Origin of the sequence: Enterobacter adelaidei, from assembly GCF_041937165.1 — a bacterium.
In the GTDB taxonomy this organism is placed as follows: domain Bacteria; phylum Pseudomonadota; class Gammaproteobacteria; order Enterobacterales; family Enterobacteriaceae; genus Enterobacter; species Enterobacter adelaidei.
The window spans coordinates 164,538-183,650 of sequence record NZ_CP154353.1 but is presented as its reverse complement, the minus strand read 5'-3'; the positions used below and the strand labels follow the sequence as shown (position 1 = coordinate 183,650).

At 54.1% G+C, this 19,113-nt stretch carries 16 protein-coding genes and 1 pseudogene; 8 read left to right on the top strand and 9 right to left on the bottom strand.

Features of this window, described 5'->3' with window-relative positions:
• The first annotated feature begins 214 nt into the window (after positions 1–214).
• On the top strand, positions 215–502 hold the full coding sequence (locus AAHF05_RS00930; RefSeq protein ID WP_028018260.1) for an HTH-type transcriptional regulator: 288 nt from the start codon (positions 215–217) through the stop codon (positions 500–502).
• 38 nt (positions 503–540) lie between these two features.
• Here AAHF05_RS00930 and AAHF05_RS00925 read toward each other — a convergent pair whose 3' ends face one another.
• Positions 541–2,160, bottom strand: coding sequence for an ABC-F family ATP-binding cassette domain-containing protein (locus tag AAHF05_RS00925; RefSeq protein WP_129325185.1), 1,620 nt, complete (start codon positions 2,158–2,160; stop codon positions 541–543).
• A gap of 837 nt (positions 2,161–2,997) precedes the next feature.
• Here AAHF05_RS00925 and AAHF05_RS00920 point away from each other — a divergent pair.
• Both AAHF05_RS00920 and AAHF05_RS00915 read left to right on the top strand, forming a co-directional pair.
• A pseudogene (locus AAHF05_RS00920) lies at positions 2,998–3,102 on the top strand (hypothetical protein); the annotation flags it as partial.
• Entirely contained in the window at positions 3,069–3,518 is a 450-nt protein-coding gene (locus tag AAHF05_RS00915; protein WP_129325184.1) for a hypothetical protein, read from the top strand. The pseudogene AAHF05_RS00920 and the gene AAHF05_RS00915, both read left to right, overlap by 34 nt.
• Positions 3,519–3,611: 93 nt before the next feature.
• Here AAHF05_RS00915 and glyS read toward each other — a convergent pair whose 3' ends face one another.
• The 3 genes from glyS to AAHF05_RS00900 form a co-directional block, all read right to left on the bottom strand.
• On the bottom strand, positions 3,612–5,681 hold the full coding sequence (glyS, locus tag AAHF05_RS00910) for a glycine--tRNA ligase subunit beta (protein WP_028018257.1): 2,070 nt from the start codon (positions 5,679–5,681) through the stop codon (positions 3,612–3,614).
• A 9-nt stretch (positions 5,682–5,690) separates the two neighbouring features.
• A complete protein-coding gene (gene glyQ / locus AAHF05_RS00905; protein WP_003860141.1) occupies positions 5,691–6,602 on the bottom strand; it encodes a glycine--tRNA ligase subunit alpha in 912 nt (303 codons plus the stop codon).
• Positions 6,603–6,761: 159 nt separating this feature from the next.
• Positions 6,762–7,067, bottom strand: a complete 306-nt coding sequence (locus tag AAHF05_RS00900; protein WP_049007792.1) for a YsaB family lipoprotein — start codon at positions 7,065–7,067, stop codon at positions 6,762–6,764.
• Between the two features lie 183 nt (positions 7,068–7,250).
• Between AAHF05_RS00900 and AAHF05_RS00895 the strand changes: the two genes are divergently transcribed.
• Positions 7,251–8,246, top strand: coding sequence for an acyltransferase (locus AAHF05_RS00895; RefSeq protein ID WP_049007791.1), 996 nt, complete (start codon positions 7,251–7,253; stop codon positions 8,244–8,246).
• Here AAHF05_RS00895 and AAHF05_RS00890 read toward each other — a convergent pair.
• From AAHF05_RS00890 to xylA, 4 genes are all read right to left on the bottom strand, one after another.
• On the bottom strand, positions 8,239–9,159 hold the full coding sequence (locus AAHF05_RS00890) for a helix-turn-helix domain-containing protein (protein WP_332618398.1): 921 nt from the start codon (positions 9,157–9,159) through the stop codon (positions 8,239–8,241). The two genes, AAHF05_RS00895 and AAHF05_RS00890, sit on opposite strands and share 8 nt — an antisense overlap.
• Positions 9,159–9,698, bottom strand: coding sequence for an isochorismatase family protein (locus AAHF05_RS00885; protein WP_028018253.1), 540 nt, complete (start codon positions 9,696–9,698; stop codon positions 9,159–9,161). Before AAHF05_RS00885 ends, AAHF05_RS00890 begins: the two co-directional genes overlap by 1 nt.
• A 101-nt stretch (positions 9,699–9,799) precedes the next feature.
• Positions 9,800–11,254, bottom strand: a complete 1,455-nt coding sequence (gene xylB, locus AAHF05_RS00880; protein ID WP_129325183.1) for a xylulokinase — start codon at positions 11,252–11,254, stop codon at positions 9,800–9,802.
• A gap of 60 nt (positions 11,255–11,314) precedes the next feature.
• Positions 11,315–12,637 carry a xylose isomerase gene (xylA, locus tag AAHF05_RS00875; RefSeq protein WP_014830210.1) on the bottom strand — a complete coding sequence of 441 codons (1,323 nt, stop codon included), beginning with the start codon at positions 12,635–12,637 and terminating at the stop codon, positions 11,315–11,317.
• 372 nt (positions 12,638–13,009) lie between these two features.
• Here xylA and xylF point away from each other — a divergent pair, with 372 nt between their 5' ends.
• The 4 genes from xylF to xylR all read left to right on the top strand — a co-directional run bounded on the left by xylF (position 13,010) and on the right by xylR (position 17,987).
• The gene (xylF, locus tag AAHF05_RS00870) at positions 13,010–14,002 is read left to right on the top strand and encodes a D-xylose ABC transporter substrate-binding protein (RefSeq protein WP_028018251.1); all 993 of its coding nucleotides are present in this window, start codon (positions 13,010–13,012) and stop codon (positions 14,000–14,002) included.
• Between the two features lie 72 nt (positions 14,003–14,074).
• Positions 14,075–15,616, top strand: coding sequence for a xylose ABC transporter ATP-binding protein (locus tag AAHF05_RS00865; RefSeq protein ID WP_028018250.1), 1,542 nt, complete (start codon positions 14,075–14,077; stop codon positions 15,614–15,616).
• Positions 15,594–16,775: a xylose ABC transporter permease XylH gene (gene xylH, locus AAHF05_RS00860; RefSeq protein ID WP_108089352.1), complete on the top strand. Its 1,182-nt coding sequence runs from the start codon at positions 15,594–15,596 to the stop codon at positions 16,773–16,775. Before AAHF05_RS00865 ends, xylH begins: the two co-directional genes overlap by 23 nt.
• 33 nt (positions 16,776–16,808) lie before the next feature.
• Positions 16,809–17,987, top strand: coding sequence for a D-xylose utilization transcriptional activator XylR (xylR, locus tag AAHF05_RS00855; protein ID WP_028018248.1), 1,179 nt, complete (start codon positions 16,809–16,811; stop codon positions 17,985–17,987).
• Between the two features lie 39 nt (positions 17,988–18,026).
• Here xylR and AAHF05_RS00850 read toward each other — a convergent pair whose 3' ends face one another.
• Positions 18,027–18,851, bottom strand: coding sequence for a protein bax (locus AAHF05_RS00850; RefSeq protein WP_032666887.1), 825 nt, complete (start codon positions 18,849–18,851; stop codon positions 18,027–18,029).
• Positions 18,852–19,113: the final 262 nt, after the last annotated feature.

Below are 19,113 nucleotides of genomic sequence, written 5' to 3'. Positions count from 1 at the left end.
TTTTATTTCTTAGCCTTTACAAAAAATGCCTGACGACGCCGACATATGAGTAATCAGGTAATTAGCATAACTATCCATATCGTTGATACTGGTAAAGCGATCTTTTCCGCACGATTAATCACAACCATGACGATCCCTCGTTTGTATTAGAGACTATCCTTAATTGGCTCTCTGATGTTCTTGATCCCGATGTGTGATTTAAGAGGAGTTCTCAATGGAATATAAAGATCCTGAGTTTGAGCTGCTGAGCAGTCTGGAACAGATTATTTTTAAAGATGTACCGCAGACGATTACCCTGCAACAAAAGTCCAATCCCTTTACAGAATATGAGCAATTGCGCAAAGGGACAGGACTGAAAACCGAAGAATTCGCCAGAGCAATGGGTGTCAGCGTAGCGATGGTACAGGAGTGGGAGTCAAAACGTGAAAAACCCACGCCAACCGAGTTAAAGCTGATGCGCCTGATTCAGGCCAGCCCTGCATTCAGCAAACAGATAGCGTAATAACGTTCGAATGCCCCCGCCTCTGCGGGGGCTTGTGTTTAAAGACTTTCACAGCGCCAACCCTCCTCTTCCCACACCAGCTCATGCGTCAACATTAACCCTTTTAAAAATGCCTCATCGTGTGACACCACCAGCAGCGCACCGGGGAAGCCAGCCAGTGCCGATTCAATCGCCTGGACTGATGCAAGATCCAGATGGTTGGTCGGTTCATCCAGCAGCAGGAGCTGCGTAGCCTCCGCGCGCCACAGTACGCAGGCCAGGGCAGCCTTAAGACGTTCGCCGCCGCTCAACTCTGCCAGCGGGAGCGTGACCTTGTCGGCACCCAGTTGAAGCTGGGCTAAACGGGTTCGTATCACGCCCTCATCCAGCGGTGTATTCCCCAGATTGAGATGCGTCATGACCGACTGCGAAAGATCGAGCTGAGACAGATGCTGGTCGAGATAAGCACAGCTTACAGATACCTTACAGGCACCGGAACGAGGGGTATTTTCACCGAGGATCGCTTTTAACAATGTCGACTTTCCGCAGCCGTTCGGTCCCTTCAACGCCACGCGCATCGGTCCGGCCATTCGCCAGTTGAGCGGTGAGATATTCACATGCGGCAACACAAGATCCTCCAGAACCAGCACCTGTTTCCCTTCGGGAATCTGACTTCCAGGCAAGGTAAACATCACCGGATTATCCGCTTCAACCCGCTCGCGAGCCTTGTTCACCGCGGCGTTCAGGGCTTCATTTTGATCGCTGTGCTGTTTTTTCCAGGAGCCGATCCGCTCCTTTGCCGCGCCTTTATATTTGACCCGCTCGAACGACGCGATATTCAGGGTATCGACGGTGCGCAATGTCTTTGCCGAACGCCGCTGGCTGTCGTCATGCTCTTTTTGCATTCGCGCTCGGGTGCGTTTTCGCTCCGTCGCCGCATGTTCCAGCGCCGCACGGGCCGCCTGCTGTTCGGAATCGCGCTGATGGATATAGTCCGCGTAATTCCCGCCGTAGCTGCGCAGACCCGAGGCGCTCAGTTCAAGGATACGCGGCACCTGCTCCAGAAGTTCGCGGTCATGGGAGGCCACCAGCACGCCACCCTGAAAACAACTGAGCCGGTCGTAAAGCCACGTCCGGCCTTGTCGATCAAGATGGTTGGTGGGTTCGTCCAGCAACAGATAATCTGCTTGTGCAGTGAATGCGCCGCACAGCAGGGCTCGAATGCGCTCACCGCCGCTGAATTCGCTGGCTATTTTATCGGGGTCAAACGGTGGCAATTTCGCATGGATAAACGCCTCGCTCAGGCGTTCTGCTAAATCCCAGTTCCCGTCGAGCATTTCCAGATCTTCAGGCTGATAGTCCCCGCTGTCGATACGCGATCGCGCCGCGAAGATTGCCTCGTATCCGAGCAGCTCAGCCAGCGTAGTGTGCGGCAAAATATCCTGCTGTTGAGCCACATAGACGCGTGTTCCTGTACGTTCGATATGCCCGCTTGCGGGCTCATCAAGCCCTGCAAGCAAGCGCAGCAGACGCGTTTTCCCGCTGCCGTTGCGGCCAACCAGTGCGCACAAAGACGGTTCCAGAGAAAAATTCAGCGGACCAAAAAGGGTATCGCCCGTCGCAAACTGACAGGTGACCTGATGCAAAATAAAAGAAGGGGACTGCGCAAAATGAGCCATAAGCACTCCTGAATGAAATCAAAACATCCCCTGCCGACGCGGTGGCGTTTAGCAAGGATCGAAATTCATCAGTCGTGTTTGTTCATTTTTGGGGGGCGCTCCTGAGGGAGAAATTTAACGGGGACAAGGATAGCGGGAATGCGTTGAACATTTCAAGGTTAAATTTTGGACTATTAATACTCCCTCTCCCTTTGGTCTGAGGGATCCCCACAAAATAATGCCTGCACCAGCGACCCCCTCTCCCTGGAGGGAGAGGGTTGGGGTGAGGGGGAACATACGGCTGTGGAGGTTATTCCGTTCACTTTATGTTCCTTGCTACTCTGTAACGACAATACCTGTGAACGTGCCAGGGTGGCTCAGTCGCCACCACCCTGGCGACCCGGGCTCCCGGCGGTAAATCGCCGCTACGCGGTACCTTCGGCTTATTCCTTCCGGCTTATCGGGGACGGGCGGAGGTAACATCCCTGTAAAGCCCGCCCTCTCGGCGCATCCATGCGCCTCGCCCCGGCCTACAGGAAACGCCTCAGCGATTTACAGCCGAACCATGGCGTCGCTGTAAGACCTCTGCCCGCAGTATGCTTCTCATTGCGGTAATTTTGCGAGCCTCTTTCCAGAAATGGTAATATCCTCAGTGGCATAGCTCAAATCTGTTGCCGCCTGTTTTGATGAGCAGTAAGTTCTCTTTGCACCTGCAAAATCAGGTGCCGGGTTTAGCATCCTGGCTTATCTTATCGGCGGCACATTTTGTGCAGCATGCTTTGCTACATCTCAATGGTGGGCTGAGCAGGGGCATCGAAAGATGCGCCGGTATCCGATAAGGCCGGTAATGCTAACTCTGTTCAGTCCACCACCAGCGAAATTAGCATTTCCGATGGTGGAAGCTTTATCACTTATCGGAGGCTGCCAATATGGCTACTACCCCAACCCAAGTTCATTCTTTAATCACTCTGCCCTTCAACCACGCCACCGAATTCACCGAACTGGCGGATAACTGCGAACGTTTTACCGACGCACTGGTAGATTGCGAAGAACCCACCCCAAAAATGGCGCTTTACGGCAGACTCTATGCCTGCCTGAATCTTCTGCAACCCACGCTTCTGGATCCTGTTCCGGACGCTTTAAAAGCCAGCCTGACCGTGAAGGAACTCCCGTCACGCGTTCCAGCTTTCGAACCCGAGAGCGATCAGCTGGGGCGCTACTGTCAGGAGATTACGCAGTTGCTGATGAACGGCACACTGCCGCGACAATCTGAAATCGTTATGGAAGATTTGCTGTGCGAGCTGGTCAGCTACTTTGCCGATACGCTGAAGGCACCGCGCTGGCTGCAGACAGACGAAGGCACAGTCGCGATCGGCTAAACCTGCCGGATGACGCTACGCTTATCCGGCCTACAAAAGCCCCATAAAAAAACCCGCCGAAGCGGGTTTTTAGCATTTGTAGCAACGGGCACATTACTGCAGCAGCGAAATATCCGCCACGCGCAGGAACAGCTCACGCAGTTTTTCGAGCATAGAGAGACGGTTAATACGCAGTTCTTTATCTTCTACGTTCACCATCACTTTCTCGAAGAAGGCGTCGATAACGTCACGCAGTTCCGCCAGTTCTACCAACGCTTCCTGGTAGCGACCTTCAGCGAAGAACGGCTCGAGCTTGTCACGCAGCACCACAACCTGCATTGCCAGAGCGATCTCTTCCGGCTCTTTCAGGGTCGCGGCGTTCACGCGCTCGTTCAACGTTTCATCAGACTTAGCCAGAATGTTGGATACACGCTTGTTGGCCGCGGCCAGGGCAGATGCCGCTTCCAGCGTACGGAAGTGGGACACCGCCTTCATACGCGCATCAAAATCGGCCGGACGGGTTGGACGACGCGCCAGTACCGCCTGAATGGTATCGACGGTGTAGCCTTCATCCTGATACCACGCGCGGAAACGACCGAGCATAAAGTCGATCACGTCATCCACGACTTTCGCGTTGGTCAGCTTGTCACCATACAGACGCACCGCTTCTTCAGTCAGGGTCTGTAGATCCAGGTTCAGGTTCTTCTCAACGATGATACGCAGCACGCCCAGTGCAGCACGACGCAGCGCGAACGGGTCTTTATCGCCTTTCGGATGCTGACCAATGCCGAAGATACCCGCCAGGGTGTCCATCTTATCGGCAATCGCGACGGCGCAAGCCACCGGGTTAGACGGCAGTTCGTCACCCGCAAAGCGCGGCTGATACTGCTCGTTCAGGGCAACTGCCACATCTTCCGCTTCGCCATCGTGACGCGCGTAGTGCATGCCCATCACACCCTGGGTGTCGGTAAACTCGAACACCATGTTGGTCATCAGGTCACACTTGGACAGCAGGCCAGCACGAGTGGCGTGGTTTACGTCCGCACCAATTTCACGCGCGATCCAGCCAGACAGTTCCGCGATACGGTCAGTTTTGTCACGCAGCGTACCCAGCTGCTGCTGGAACAGCACGGTCTGCAGGCGCGGGAGATGATCTTCCAGACGTTTTTTACGGTCGGTGTTGAAGAAGAACTCCGCATCCGCCAGACGTGGACGAACCACTTTCTCGTTACCCGAGATAATCTGGATCGGATCTTTGGATTCGATATTGGCAACGAAGATGAAGTTTGGCAGCAGTTTGCCGTCGTTGGCATAAACCGGGAAGTACTTCTGGTCACCCTTCATGGTGTACACCAGTGCTTCAGCCGGAACGGCCAGGAATTTCTCTTCGAATTTCGCGGTCAGTACAACCGGCCATTCCACCAGTGAAGTCACTTCTTCCAGCAGGCTGTCGCTCAGATCGGCTTTACCGCCAATCTTGCGCGCCGCGTCTTCCGCGTCCGCTTTGATTTTGGCTTTACGCTGTTCGTAGTCAGCAATGACTTTACCGCGTTCCAGCAGGATCTCTGGGTACTGATCGGCATTGTCGATGGTGAACTCAGGCTCGCCCATAAAGCGGTGGCCACGGATCACGCGATCGGACGCCACGCCCAGAATGGTGGCAGGAACAACGGTATCGCCCAACAGCAGGGTCACGGTGTGAACCGGACGCACGAAGTGCACGTCAGACGCACCCCAGCGCATCAGTTTTGGAATAGGCAGCTTGGCCAGGGAAGTGGCAATCATGTCAGGCAGCAGCGCTTCTGCGCTTTCACCTTTCACATGCGCACGGTACAGCAACCACTCACCTTTGTCGGTGGTCAGACGCTCAGCCTGGTCAACGGTAATACCGCAACCACGCGCCCAACCTTCAGCCGCTTTACTCGGCTTGCCTTCGGCGTCAAACGCCTGGGCAATGGCCGGGCCACGTTTTTCGACTTCGCGATCCGGCTGAGACGCCGCCAGATTTGCCACTTTCAGCGCCAGACGACGCGGTGCAGCAAACCACTCAATTTTACCGTGTGCCAGGCCAGCGTTATCCAGCTCGGCAGTCACGTTCGCAGCAAAAGATTCAGCCAGGCTGCGCAGGGCTTTTGGTGGCAGCTCTTCAGTGCCGATTTCCACCAGGAAAGTTTTCTCAGACATGGCCGCCTCTTATTTGTTTCGATTGCACATCGGGAAGCCAAGGGCTTCACGGGACGCATAGTAAGCTTCTGCAACGGCTTTGGTCAGGGTACGAATACGCAGAATGTAGCGCTGACGTTCAGTCACGGAGATGGCTTTGCGGGCGTCCAGCAGGTTGAAGCTGTGGGCGGCCTTCAGAATACGCTCGTAAGCAGGCAGCGGCAGCGGAGTCTCCAGCGCCAGCAACTGCTGCGCTTCTTTCTCGTACTGCTCGAAGCAGGTGAACAGGAAGTCCACGTCCGCGTATTCGAAGTTATAGGTGGATTGCTCCACTTCGTTCTGATGGAACACGTCGCCGTAGGTGGTTTTACCCAGCGGGCCGTCGCTCCAGACCAGGTCGTAAACGCTGTCTACGCCCTGAATATACATGGCCAGACGTTCCAGACCGTAAGTGATTTCACCGGTAATCGGTTTACATTCCAGACCACCAACCTGCTGGAAGTAGGTGAACTGGGTCACTTCCATACCGTTCAGCCACACTTCCCAACCCAGACCCCAGGCACCCAGCGTTGGGTTTTCCCAGTTGTCTTCCACGAAACGAATGTCGTGAATGGTTGGATCCATACCCAGCTCTTTCAGTGACCCGAGGTACAGTTCCTGAATATTGTCTGGTGATGGCTTAATCACCACCTGGAACTGATAGTAATGCTGCAGACGGTTCGGGTTCTCACCGTAGCGACCATCGGTCGGACGACGGGAAGGCTGCACATACGCGGTCGCCATTGGCTCTGGCCCCAACGCGCGTAAGCTGGTCATCGGGTGTGAAGTGCCTGCGCCGACTTCCATGTCCAAAGGTTGAACAATGGTACAGCCCTGACGAGCCCAGTAATCCTGTAAGGTCAGGATCAGGCCCTGGAAGGTCTTGGTATCAAACTTTTGCATAGTATTTCGTGCTGGATACGTGTGGTTTTAAATGGAAGGGACCAGTATACCCGCTGGCTGCAAGATATACAGTATCAAACGGGTTTGTTTAGGGAAAATTGGGAAATAAGCCGTCCAGCCAGACGCTGATGGCGTCTGGCTGTAGATTATACGAGCAGGCTAACGCATGGAGAGGTGTAAAAACTGGCCGTCCGCATCAAACGAGCAGATAAAGCCCTCTTTGCGGGATGTATACCCCTTCAGCTCATAGCTTCCCTGAAAGCGCTCAAACCCGGTGACATCAATTTTCTGCACGTCCGAGTTATAGCGTCGGGCAGCCTGCCCTTTACAGAGCTGTTCCATATTCAGCGAACGTTCCGGGCTTATTTTCCCCTGCTGCGCTTTTTGCACGGGGGCTTCTTGTGGCGCACTGCACCCTGCCAGCATGAACAGCAGAAAGAGTGACGCCACACGCTTCATCATCATTTTTATCACCGCCCTGGTCAGTGGCTGTTATTTTTAGTATCAAAGCTTTTATAGATTACGGTCCGGCATTCTGCGAATCTCGCGGCCTCCCGACAAGCCTTCTGAATAAAACTCAGATTTTTCCAGAAGAAGACTTCTGGAAAATGACAGTCATACTCAATTTACAAGGAATACGAGGAACTGATGCAGTCAAAAATTAACTGGATTGATAACCTGCGAGGAATAGCGTGTCTGATGGTGGTGATGATCCACACGACGACCTGGTATGTCACGAATCCGCACAGCATCACTCCTGTTAACTGGGATATCGCCAATATTCTCAACGCGGCTTCGCGCGTCAGCGTGCCGCTATTCTTTATGATTTCCGGCTTTCTCTTTTTTGGCGAGCGTAGTGCGCAACCAAAGCACTTTATCCGCATCGCCGCCTGCCTGGGATTTTACAGCGCCGTTGCCTTGCTCTACATCAGCCTGTTTACCTCCATTAATGCCGGGTTATCGCTAAAATACGTGCTGCAAAAACCGGTGTTCTACCACCTGTGGTTCTTCTTCGCCATTATCGTTATCTATCTGGTCTCCCCGCTTATCCAGGTGAAAAACGTCAGCGGCAAAATGCTCCTGGCTCTGATGGTCGTCATTGGCGTCATTGCCAACCCGAATACTGTCTCGCAGAAACTCGACGGTTTTGAATGGTTACCGGTCAACCTCTATATCAGCGGCGATACGTTTTACTACGTGCTGTACGGCATGCTGGGGCGCGCCATTGGGATGATGGATACTCAAAAACGCGGTATGAACTGGCTGTGTGGGGCGTTGTTCATCGCTGGCGTGGCGGTGATTTCACGCGGGACGCTGCACGAGTTGCAGTGGCGTGGCAATTTTGCCGATACCTGGTATCTGTATTGCGGACCAATGGTCTTTATCTGTGCCGCATCGCTCCTCACGCTAGCCAAAAATACCCTGAATACGCGTCCCTTGCCCATGCTGAGCGTTATCTCGCGGCATTCTCTGGGGATTTATGGATTTCACGCGCTGATCATCCACGCGCTACGAACGAGGGGCGTTGAGCTGAAAAGCTGGCCGGTGCTGGATATTATCTGGATTTTTGTCGCCACGCTGGTTGTCAGCCTGCTGCTGTCGATGCTGCTGCAAAAAATAGACACGCGCCGCTTCGTCAGTTAACGCTTCGCTGCCGGGCTCGATGATACTGGCGCGGGGAGGAAAACCCTGCCGCCAGTGAAGACTGCTCCACACCGCGCCCCTGCAACAACCACTGCTCCGCCACCGCCAGACGCAACTGCTCCAGATAATCGCGAACGCTAATCCCTAAATGCGACTGAAAAAGCCGGGTTAGATGACGTGGGCTGACATGCGCCACGGCGGCGATCTCAGGCAAATTCCATGTTTTTTGCGGCTCGGCGGTGAGCGCATCCTGCGCCCGATGGATGGCCGGATGAAGATGATTGCGGTAGCGCAACCACGGAGATAACTGGGGGTCATCGCCGGAGCGGCGGAACCAGACCACCATCTCACGTGCCACGGCCAGCGCTTTTTCGGGGCCGCACAGGCGGTTAATCATATGCAGCGCCAGATCGATGCCAGAGGTGATCCCTGCGCTGGTCCAGATATTCTCATCCTGCACAAATATCCGGTTTTCTTTAATCGTCGCCGTGGGAGCCGCAGTGCGTAAACGGTTAATAACATCATGATGGGTTGTACACTGACGGTGATTCAGCAGGCCTGATTTTGCTGCCAGCAACGCCCCTGAACAGACGCACATCACGGTAATATCCTGGCGTTGGATCTGCGGTTGCAGGCGCATCAGCCAGTGCTGGATCTGCTGCGCCTGTGGCGTTGAGAATTGACAGCGGGAGTCGCTCACCCCCGGCAGGACCAACAGGCTGCCGGGAGGCAGGCTTTCGGGCAGCGGCTTAATGCCGCTCATCGTCAGACCTATCGACGTCGGAACGTCCGGTTGCGGGCCAATGTAATGCAGACGAAACGCGTCGCCGGCCAGCACAAAGGTCTCCGCCGGGCCCGTCATATCTAATGACAGCACCCCGGGCAACATCACGAACCAGACGTCGATGCGCATTACAATGACTCCAGCGTCTCCGCTACCGTTTTAATCTCGGCAAAACGCCCGGACAGCACCGTCTCGGTACGATGACGAATTTCCGCTGCACTAAGGGTAATGCCCTTGTAGGTCATTGGAAATGTAAGCGTTGCCTCGCTAACAAAGGTCACAGCATAACCCAGATCGGATGCCACGCGTGCAGTGGTTTCACAGCATTGTTCAGTGCGAATGCCGCAGATAATAAGCTGATTGATATCACGCTCGCGCAACCAGCGGTCAAGCCCGGTATCCGTGAAGGCATTATGGACGTGTTTTTGGAAAACCACATCCGGCTGATGACGCAAAAAGGCCATGGGTTTGACAAAGCCGCTTTGCAGGGTAAAAGGGCCGTCTTCATCGACATGGAAAATATCCACGACCGGAATACCGCGTGCCTGGCAGCCTTCAATCAGCCCCAGCATCGCCTGCTGAAAGGCAGGAATGTCGTCCTCCCGCCAGTAATAGCGATGATGGAACGACTGCTGCGTATCAATATTGATTAATGCAATGCGTGACATGAGATTTCCTCGCCAGTGGGTGTGACACCATACTGGCAAGGAAAGGAAGGCACGCACAGACCAAAAAAGGACATCCTCGTGCCTATCCAGGACAAGCGTATTTACGACATCAGCGGCAGCAGCTGCTGATAGATTTTGCGGAACACGTCGCGTCTTTCCGCGTACCGCGCATGGCGTGACGCGTCAGGTAAATGCGCCTGTTCAAGCGTAAGCTGCGGCAACAGCTGCGAAAGCGGTTTTTCAGGGTTAATGGCTATCTGTGCCAGACGCGCGGCACCAAGTGCTGGCCCGACATCGCCACCGGTGCGAAAATCCAGCTGCAATCCACTGATATCCGCCAGCATCTGTCGCCAGTAAGGGCTTCGCGCACCACCGCCGATCAGGGTGACGCTTGCCGGTTTCAGACCGCAGTCATGCACCACGTCCATTCCGTCGGCCAGTGCATAGCCCACACCTTCCAGCACCGCACGCGCCAGTTCTGCCGGGCCATGCTGATGGGTTAAACCGAAGAACACCCCTTTCGCTTCCGGGTTGTTGTGCGGCGTACGCTCGCCGGAAAGATACGGTAAAAACCAGACGGTACCCGCAGCGTCATCCGCCTGCTGCGCCGCAGAAATGAGCGCCGGAACGTCGGCCATGCCGGTCAGCTTCGCCGCCCAGTCCAGGCAAGACGCCGCACTGAGCATGACCGACATCAAATGCCATTTCCCCGGAAGGGCATGGCAGAAGCTGTGTACCGCACTTTCAGGATTGCTGCGATACCCGTCGCTGACGGCAAAATAGACGCCAGACGTTCCCAGAGAAAGCATCGCCTGTCCCGCCTCAACCATGCCGACGCCCACGGCACCCGCCGCGTTGTCACCGCCACCGGCCACCACCGGTACGGCAGGCATATTCCAGCGTTCAGCAACGGCCGGCAGCAATATACCGGTAATTTCGCTGCCTTCGAACAGTGCGGGCATATGCTCGCGGGTCAAATGGCAGGCATCCAGCATCGCCTCGCTCCAGTCACGTTTCGCCACGTCGAGCCACATGGTGCCGGCAGCATCAGACATGTCGGAAGCAAAATCGCCCGTCATACGAAAGCGCAGATAGTCTTTCGGTAGCAGGACTTTCGCCACCTGACGGAAAATCTCCGGCTCGTGTCGCTGCACCCACAGTAATTTGGGCGCAGTAAAACCGGGCATCATCAGGTTGCCGGTGATGTCACGGGATGTGGGCACGCGCGCCTCAAGAAGCGCACACTCTTCTGCACAGCGGCCATCGTTCCAGAGGATCGCAGGACGAAGCACGCGCTGCTGGCTATCCAGCAACGTAGCGCCGTGCATTTGCCCGGCGATCCCCAGCGCTTTCACGTCACGCAGACTGTGTTGTTCACTTAAGGCCTGTATTGCACGATCCGTCGCCTGCCACCACTGCTCCGGATCCTGTTCCGACCACAGCGGGTGCGGACGTGAAACCTGCAGCTTTTCTGTCTGTGTTGCTACCACATCGCCTTGCTCGCTTAACAGGATGGCTTTCACACCCGATGTGCCAAGATCGATCCCGATATACATTCCGGTGACTCCTTTAACAGAAATGCCCGGTGGCGCTGCGCCGACCGGGCCTGGATGCTGTTATTTATCGAACAGATAGTGATTGACCAGATTTTCCAGCAACTCCTGGTGCCCGCTCTGGTGCTGCGGTGCCAGTTGATGTTGTTCAGCGTACTTCGCGATTTCCGCAAGTGATAACTGACCTTTCAAAATTTGCTGGCCCAGCTCACTGTTCCAGCCGCTGTAACGCTTCGCCACGCGTTTATCCAGTTCACCGTCTTCAATCATACGCGCGGCCACTTTCAGCGCCAGCGCCATCGTGTCCATCGCGCCAATGTGGCCATAGAACAGATCGTATTTATCGGTACTCTGACGACGCACTTTGGCGTCAAAGTTCAGGCCACCCGTGGTGAAACCACCCGCTTTGATGATTTCATACATCACCAGCGCATTCTCTTCCACGCTGTTCGGGAACTGGTCTGTATCCCATCCCAGCTGTGCATCGCCCCGGTTAGCATCGACAGAGCCGAAGATGCCCAGCGCAATCGCAGACGCGATCTCGTGATGGAAAGAGTGACCCGCCAGGGTGGCATGGTTGGCTTCAATGTTAACTTTAATCTCTTTTTCCAGGCCGAACTGCTTCAGGAAGCCGTACACGGTCGCCACATCGTAGTCATACTGATGCTTCGTCGGTTCCTGCGGTTTCGGTTCAATCAGCAGCGTGCCACGGAAACCGATTTTGTGCTTATGCTCGACAACCATTTGCATAAAGCGGCCAATCTGCTCACGTTCCTGGCGCAGATCGGTGTTGAGCAGGGTTTCATAGCCTTCACGACCGCCCCACAGAACATAGTTCTCACCACCCAACTGATGCGTGGCGTTCATTGCCGTCACAACCTGCGTAGCCGCCCAGCTAAACACTTCCGGATCCGGATTGGTTGCCGCGCCCGCACCGTAACGTGGGTTGGTGAAGCAGTTTGCCGTGCCCCACAGCAGCTTCACGCCGCTTTGCTGCTGTTTCGCCGCCAGCACATCCACCATCTGCGCAAAATTGTTCAGGTACTCTTTCAGCGACGCGCCTTCCGGTGACACATCGACATCATGGAAGCAGTAGTACGGCACGTTCAGCTTGTGGAAGAACTCAAACGCCACATCGGCTTTACGCTTCGCCAGCTCGATGGCCTCACCAGGTTGCTGCCACGGGCGGTCAAAGGAACCCACACCAAACATATCGGCACCATTCCAGCAGAAGGTATGCCAGTAACAGGCGGCAAAGCGCAGATGATCTTCCATGCGCTTACCCAGCACCAGCTCATCCGGGTTGTAGTGACGAAATGCTAAAGGATTGGTCGTTTTTGGGCCTTCGTAACGAACACGATCGAGTTGGTCGAAATAAGCTTGCATATTGAGCTCCATAATCAGGGGTATGCGGTGAGTCATAGATACAGGAGTAATAGTGAATAGACATTTTGGGTTGCTCAATTACGTTATTTCACACTGCTATTGAGAGAATGCACAACTGTGCACTGGCTCGCAAAATAATGTGCAAGCAAACTATTTTTCGGTGTACATTCCAGAATCAAATGCAATTAAGACGTTACGTATTTTAAAATCCGATCGCGGTCATAAATTCAGAAATAAACCAAATATCATAATGAGAAGATAAAAATCTGTAATTGCCAGCCCGCCTTTCCCCGTTAAGAATTTGCTGCGTCTCAGTAGTGAATGTTTCTTTTATCTCAGCAACACATACCCCTACAAAAAGGCCTAATAATTATGAAGATAAAGAACCTGACCCTTACTCTATGCACAACTCTCCTCCTGGCAAGCTTTGCCGGACATGCGAAGGAGGTGAAAATCGGTATGGCGATTGACGATCTGCGTCTGGAGCGCTGGCAAAAAGATCGCGATATTTTTGTTAAAAAAGCAGAATCACTCGGCGCAAGCGTGTTTGTTCAGTCGGCTAACGGCAATGAAGAAACGCAAATGTCGCAAATTGAGAATATGATCAACCGTGGCGTCGATGTCCTGGTCATTATCCCCTATAACGGCCAGGTATTAAGTAACGTGGTGAAAGAAGCTAAACAAGAAGGCATAAAAGTCCTGGCCTATGACCGTATGATTAATAATGCGGACATTGATTATTATATTTCGTTCGACAATGAAAAAGTCGGTGAATTACAAGCGCAAAGCCTGATCGACAAGGTGCCTCAGGGTAATTATTTCCTGATGGGCGGTTCTCCGGTGGATAACAACGCCAAACTGTTCCGCGAAGGGCAAATGAAAGTCCTTAAACCTTACATCGACGACGGAAAAATTAAAGTGGTTGGCGATCAATGGGCCGACGGCTGGCTACCAGAAAACGCGCTGAAAATTATGGAAAACGCACTCACTGCCAACAATAACAAAATTGATGCGGTTGTGGCCTCTAACGATGCCACCGCAGGCGGTGCTATCCAGGCACTGAGCGCCCAGGGGCTGGCCGGTAAAGTCGCGATATCGGGTCAGGATGCCGATCTGGCCGGTGTAAAACGCATTATCGCAGGCACCCAAACCATGACGGTCTACAAACCCATTACCCAGCTCGCCAATACGGCTGCGGAAATCGCCGTAGAGCTGGGTAATGGTAAGCAGCCTAAAGCAGACGCGACGCTGAATAACGGGCTGAAGGATGTTCCGGCTCGCCTGCTCACACCGATTGAAGTCAATAAAGAGAACATTGACGCCACTGTCATTAAAGACGGTTTCCACAAGAAGAGCGAACTGTAACCTTACGCAGCCCCTGCTCTGCAGGGGCGCATCACGTTGTACTGTTCTTCCCTCGGGTTACGTGGAGCAGTTATGTCTTATTTACTTGAAATGAAAAGCATCACTAAGCGCTTCGGTACGGTGAAAGCCGTCGACAACGTCAGTCTCCGGCTGAACCCCGGCGAAGTGGTTTCGCTGTGTGGTGAAAACGGTTCGGGCAAATCAACATTGATGAAAGTGCTGTGCGGGATCTACCCGTACGGCAGCTACGAAGGCGAAATCGTCTTTGCCGGTGAAGTCATCCAGGCGACACACATTCGCGATACCGAACGTAAAGGCATCGCCATCATCCACCAGGAGCTGGCACTGGTGAAGCATCTCACCGTGCTGGAGAACATTTTCCTTGGGGCTGAGATTTCCCGCCACGGCGTGCTGGACTACGACACCATGACGCTGCGCTGTGAAAAGCTGCTGGCGCAGGTGAGTCTCAGCATTTCACCGGATACCCGCGTGGGCGATCTTGGTCTGGGGCAGCAGCAGCTGGTCGAAATTGCGAAAGCGCTTAATAAGCAGGTCAGGCTGCTGATCCTTGATGAACCAACGGCGTCGCTCACCGAACAGGAAACCGCGGTACTGCTCAATATCATCCGCGATCTGCAAAACCACGGCATCGCCTGTATCTACATTTCGCACAAGCTGAATGAGGTCAAAGCCATTTCTGACACCATCTGCGTGATCCGCGACGGGCAACACATCGGCACGCGCGAAGCCGCAGGCATGAGTGAAGATGACATCATCACCATGATGGTAGGCCGCGAGCTGACGGCGCTCTACCCGAATGAACCTCATGCAACCGGCGATGAAGTGTTGCGCGTGGAAAACCTGACCGCGTGGCATCCCGTTAACCGCCACATCAAGCGTGTAAATAACGTCTCGTTTTCTCTGCACAGCGGCGAAATTCTCGGTATTGCCGGGTTAGTCGGCGCCGGGCGCACCGAAGCCGTACAGTGTCTGTTTGGCGTGTGGCCGGGGCGCTGGGAGGGCACGATATATATCGACGGTCAGCCGGTGAAAATCGACAACTGCCAACAGGCGATTGCCCGCGGCATTGCCATGGTGCCGGAAGACCGCAAAAAAGACGGCATCGTACCGGTCATGGCAGTGGGTAAAAACATCACCCTTGCAGCTCTTGATCAGTTCTCCGGCACCCTGAGCAGCCTGGATGATGCCGCTGAGCAGCAGTGTATTCTCCAGTCGCTCGCCCGACTGAAGGTAAAAACATCCTCTCCGGAACTGGCCATTGGCCGACTGAGTGGGGGCAACCAGCAGAAGGCCATTCTGGCGCGCTGCCTGCTTCTCAATCCACGCATATTAATCCTTGATGAGCCAACGCGCGGGATTGATATCGGCGCCAAATATGAAATCTACAAACTGATTAATCAGCTTGTACAGCAAGGGATTGCCGTCATTGTCATATCGTCTGAATTACCCGAAGTGCTCGGTCTGAGTGACCGCGTGCTGGTAATGCACGAGGGAAAACTGAAAGCCAACCTGATTAACCAGAACCTGACGCAGGAGCAGGTGATGGAAGCCGCTTTAAGGAGCGAACGTCATGTCGAAAAGCAATCCGTCTGATATCAAAGTCGCGGTTCCGACGCCCGGATCATTTGCGGGGCTAAAAGCGCTGAATCTGCAAGTTTTCGTGATGATCGCGGCGATTATCGTCATCATGCTGTTCTTTACCTGGATGACCGATGGCTCGTACTTAAGTGCGCGTAACGTCTCTAACCTGCTGCGTCAGACGGCCATCACCGGCATTCTGGCTGTGGGCATGGTGTTCGTGATTATCTCAGCGGAGATCGACCTGTCAGTCGGTTCGATGATGGGTTTACTCGGTGGCGTGGCGGCCATTTTTGACGTCTGGCTTGGCTGGCCGCTGCCGTTGACCGTTGCGGTGACGCTGGTGCTGGGACTTGTGCTCGGTGCCTGGAACGGCTGGTGGGTTGCCTACCGTAAAGTCCCGTCGTTCATTGTCACTCTGGCAGGGATGCTGGCCTTCCGCGGGATCTTAATCGGCATTACCAACGGCACCACCGTCTCCCCCACCAGCGCGGCGATGTCGCAGATTGGTCAGAGTTACCTCTCCGATAGCGTGGGCTTTACGATTGGCGTGGTAGGTTTGCTGGCGTTTGTCGCGTGGCAGTGGCGTGGGCGCATGCGCCGTCAGGCGCTGGGGCTGGCTTCTCCTGCATCAACGTCCGTGGTGGGGCGTCAGGCCCTTACGGCGGTTATTGTGCTAGGCGCAATCTGGCTTCTGAACGACTACCGTGGCGTCCCGACGCCTGTATTGCTGCTGGCACTGTTACTGCTGGGTGGCATGTTTATGGCCACGCGCACCGCGTTTGGCCGCCGCATTTACGCCATCGGCGGCAATCTGGAGGCCGCTCGCCTCTCCGGGATCAATGTCGAGCGTACCAAACTCGCGGTGTTCGCCATTAACGGTCTGATGGTGGCTATCGCCGGGTTAATCCTCAGCTCACGTCTGGGGGCGGGTTCTCCCTCCGCCGGTAACATCGCCGAGCTGGATGCCATCGCCGCCTGCGTAATTGGTGGTACCAGCCTCGCGGGTGGTATCGGTAGCGTGGCGGGCGCGGTCATGGGGGCATTTATCATGGCGTCGTTGGATAACGGGATGAGTATGATGGACGTCCCGACGTTTTGGCAGTATATCGTCAAGGGGGCCATTCTTTTACTCGCCGTCTGGATGGACTCGGCCACCAAACGACGGGCCTGATAACAGTATGATGACTTAATTGGGAAGAGAGCCATGTTCGAAAAGCGTCACCGCATTACGTTGTTATTCAATGCCAATAAAGCCTATGACCGTCAGGTTGTTGAAGGGGTTGGTGAATATTTGCAGGCGTCGCAATCCGAATGGGATATCTTTATTGAGGAAGATTTTCGTACCCGTCTGGAGAACATCAAAGACTGGCTGGGTGATGGCGTTATCGCCGACTATGACGATCCCGTCATTGAGCAACTGCTGACAGACGTCGACGTCCCGATTGTGGGCGTCGGCGGCTCTTACCATTCCCCCGAACACTATCCGCCGGTTCACTATATTGCCACCGATAACCATGCCCTGGTGGAGGCAGCCTTTCTCCATTTAAAAGAGAAAGGCGTCCATCGCTTCGCATTTTATGGCTTACCCGCCACCAGCGGCAAGCGCTGGGCCGTTGAGCGTGAACACGCGTTTTGCCAGTTGGTCGCGCAGGAGAAGTACCGCGGCGTAGTGTATCAGGGGCTGGAAACCGCCCCTGAAAACTGGCAGCACGCGCAAAACCGTCTGGCTGACTGGCTGCAAACGCTGCCACCGCAAACCGGGATTATTGCCGTCACGGACGCCCGCGCACGCCACGTTTTGCAGGTCTGCGAACATTTGCACATCCCGGTACCGGAAAAACTGTGCGTGATTGGCATTGATAACGAAGAACTCACCCGCTATCTGTCTCGCGTGGCGCTCTCCTCCGTTGCACAAGGGACTCGTCAGATGGGTTATCAGGCAGCGAAGCTACTGCATCGCCTGCTGGATAAAGAATCCCTGTCGCTTCAGCGGTTGCTTGTGCCTCCTGTCCGCGTCGTTGAACGTCGCTCAACCGACTATCGCTCCTTAAGCGACCCGGCCGTCATTCAGGCCATGCACTTTATTCGCAACCATGCCTGCAAGGGAATTAAGGTCGATCAGGTGCTGGATTCGGTGGGTATTTCGCGTTCGAATCTGGAGAAACGCTTCAAAGAAGAAGTGGGCGAAACCATTCATGCCGTCATCCATGCTGAAAAGCTGGAGAAAGCGCGCAGCTTGCTCATCTCCACGTCACTGTCGATTAACGAAATCTCGCAGATGTGCGGCTACCCATCTCTGCAATATTTCTATTCGGTGTTTCGCAAAGAGTACGACACCACGCCAAAAGAGTACCGGGATCGCTACAGTGAGGTGCTGATATAGAAAAGAAAACGCCTTCCAGTGGAAGGCGTTTTTTTGAGATTACATATGGGCGGCGATTAAGCGCTGGTTATCCTGGTACATGGCGAACAGATAGTTGTTATAGCTCTGTCCCTTCGTCGAATAACCTTTCAGCTTGTGGATCATCGTCGTGGCCGTCACTTCCTGATCCGCTTTACGCAGCTGTGCGCGTGATTTACGGAACGATGAATAGGCCGGATGCGTGTTCAGATTCACCACGTAGGCACTTACGGAATCCTTCACGGATTCAAACTGCGAATAGCCTTTCACCTTACCAGGCGCATTGTTACAACGACCCTTCACACATTTCATGCCGAAAAGGTTGTTGTTGCTACGCGCCAGCTTTGATGTGCCCCAGCCGCTTTCGGCTGCCGCCATGGTCGCAACCATGCTATTCGGGATGATATCCACACGCTCCAGCAGAGAATTCCACGGCACACGACGCGTGTTACCGTTCCAGCTCAGCTTGTAGCGCTTCGTGATATCTTTCAGACGCGCGCGTTCTGACGGCGACCAGCGGCTATCGTACTGTTTGGAAATCAGCCAGTTACGATCCGCAGTAATCGCGGCATTTTGACTCGTGATGTAAGGCATTACCGTCCGGAGAAACGCTTTTTTCCTTGGTGTTCCGGAAGGGTATTTTCGCAAATCAGGAAGTGAACTACTCTTTGCACTATTGCGAGAATACTCTTGTTTACTGCTAACCTTACTACTTGTCGTCTTTATAACGTGGGCTTTCTTACTCGTTGTATCCGTGTGCGTCTTCGCAAGCACCTCACCCGAAAATGCCGTGGTGAGTAACATGAGTATCGCAGCCCCATATCGTCGAATGGGAGTCGATATCATTAGGTCTCCTGGTCGGATGTAATCATCCTAACACCTTATTTTTTTCACAAATTTGAGAGCGGAATCTCAAATCATATCAAAAATAGACTTCAAGAGCACGTATAGAAATAGTCCAATTCCGAAACTATGTCATCTAAAACTTGCTCACAAAAACACCATTCCCGAAAAAATGTGTGCGGTATCGCAGATAACTGCTTAATTTTGCGCGAGATCACTCATCCTCTCGCGTCCTCCTGGCAGAAAGCGATAAGGGATGAGTTTT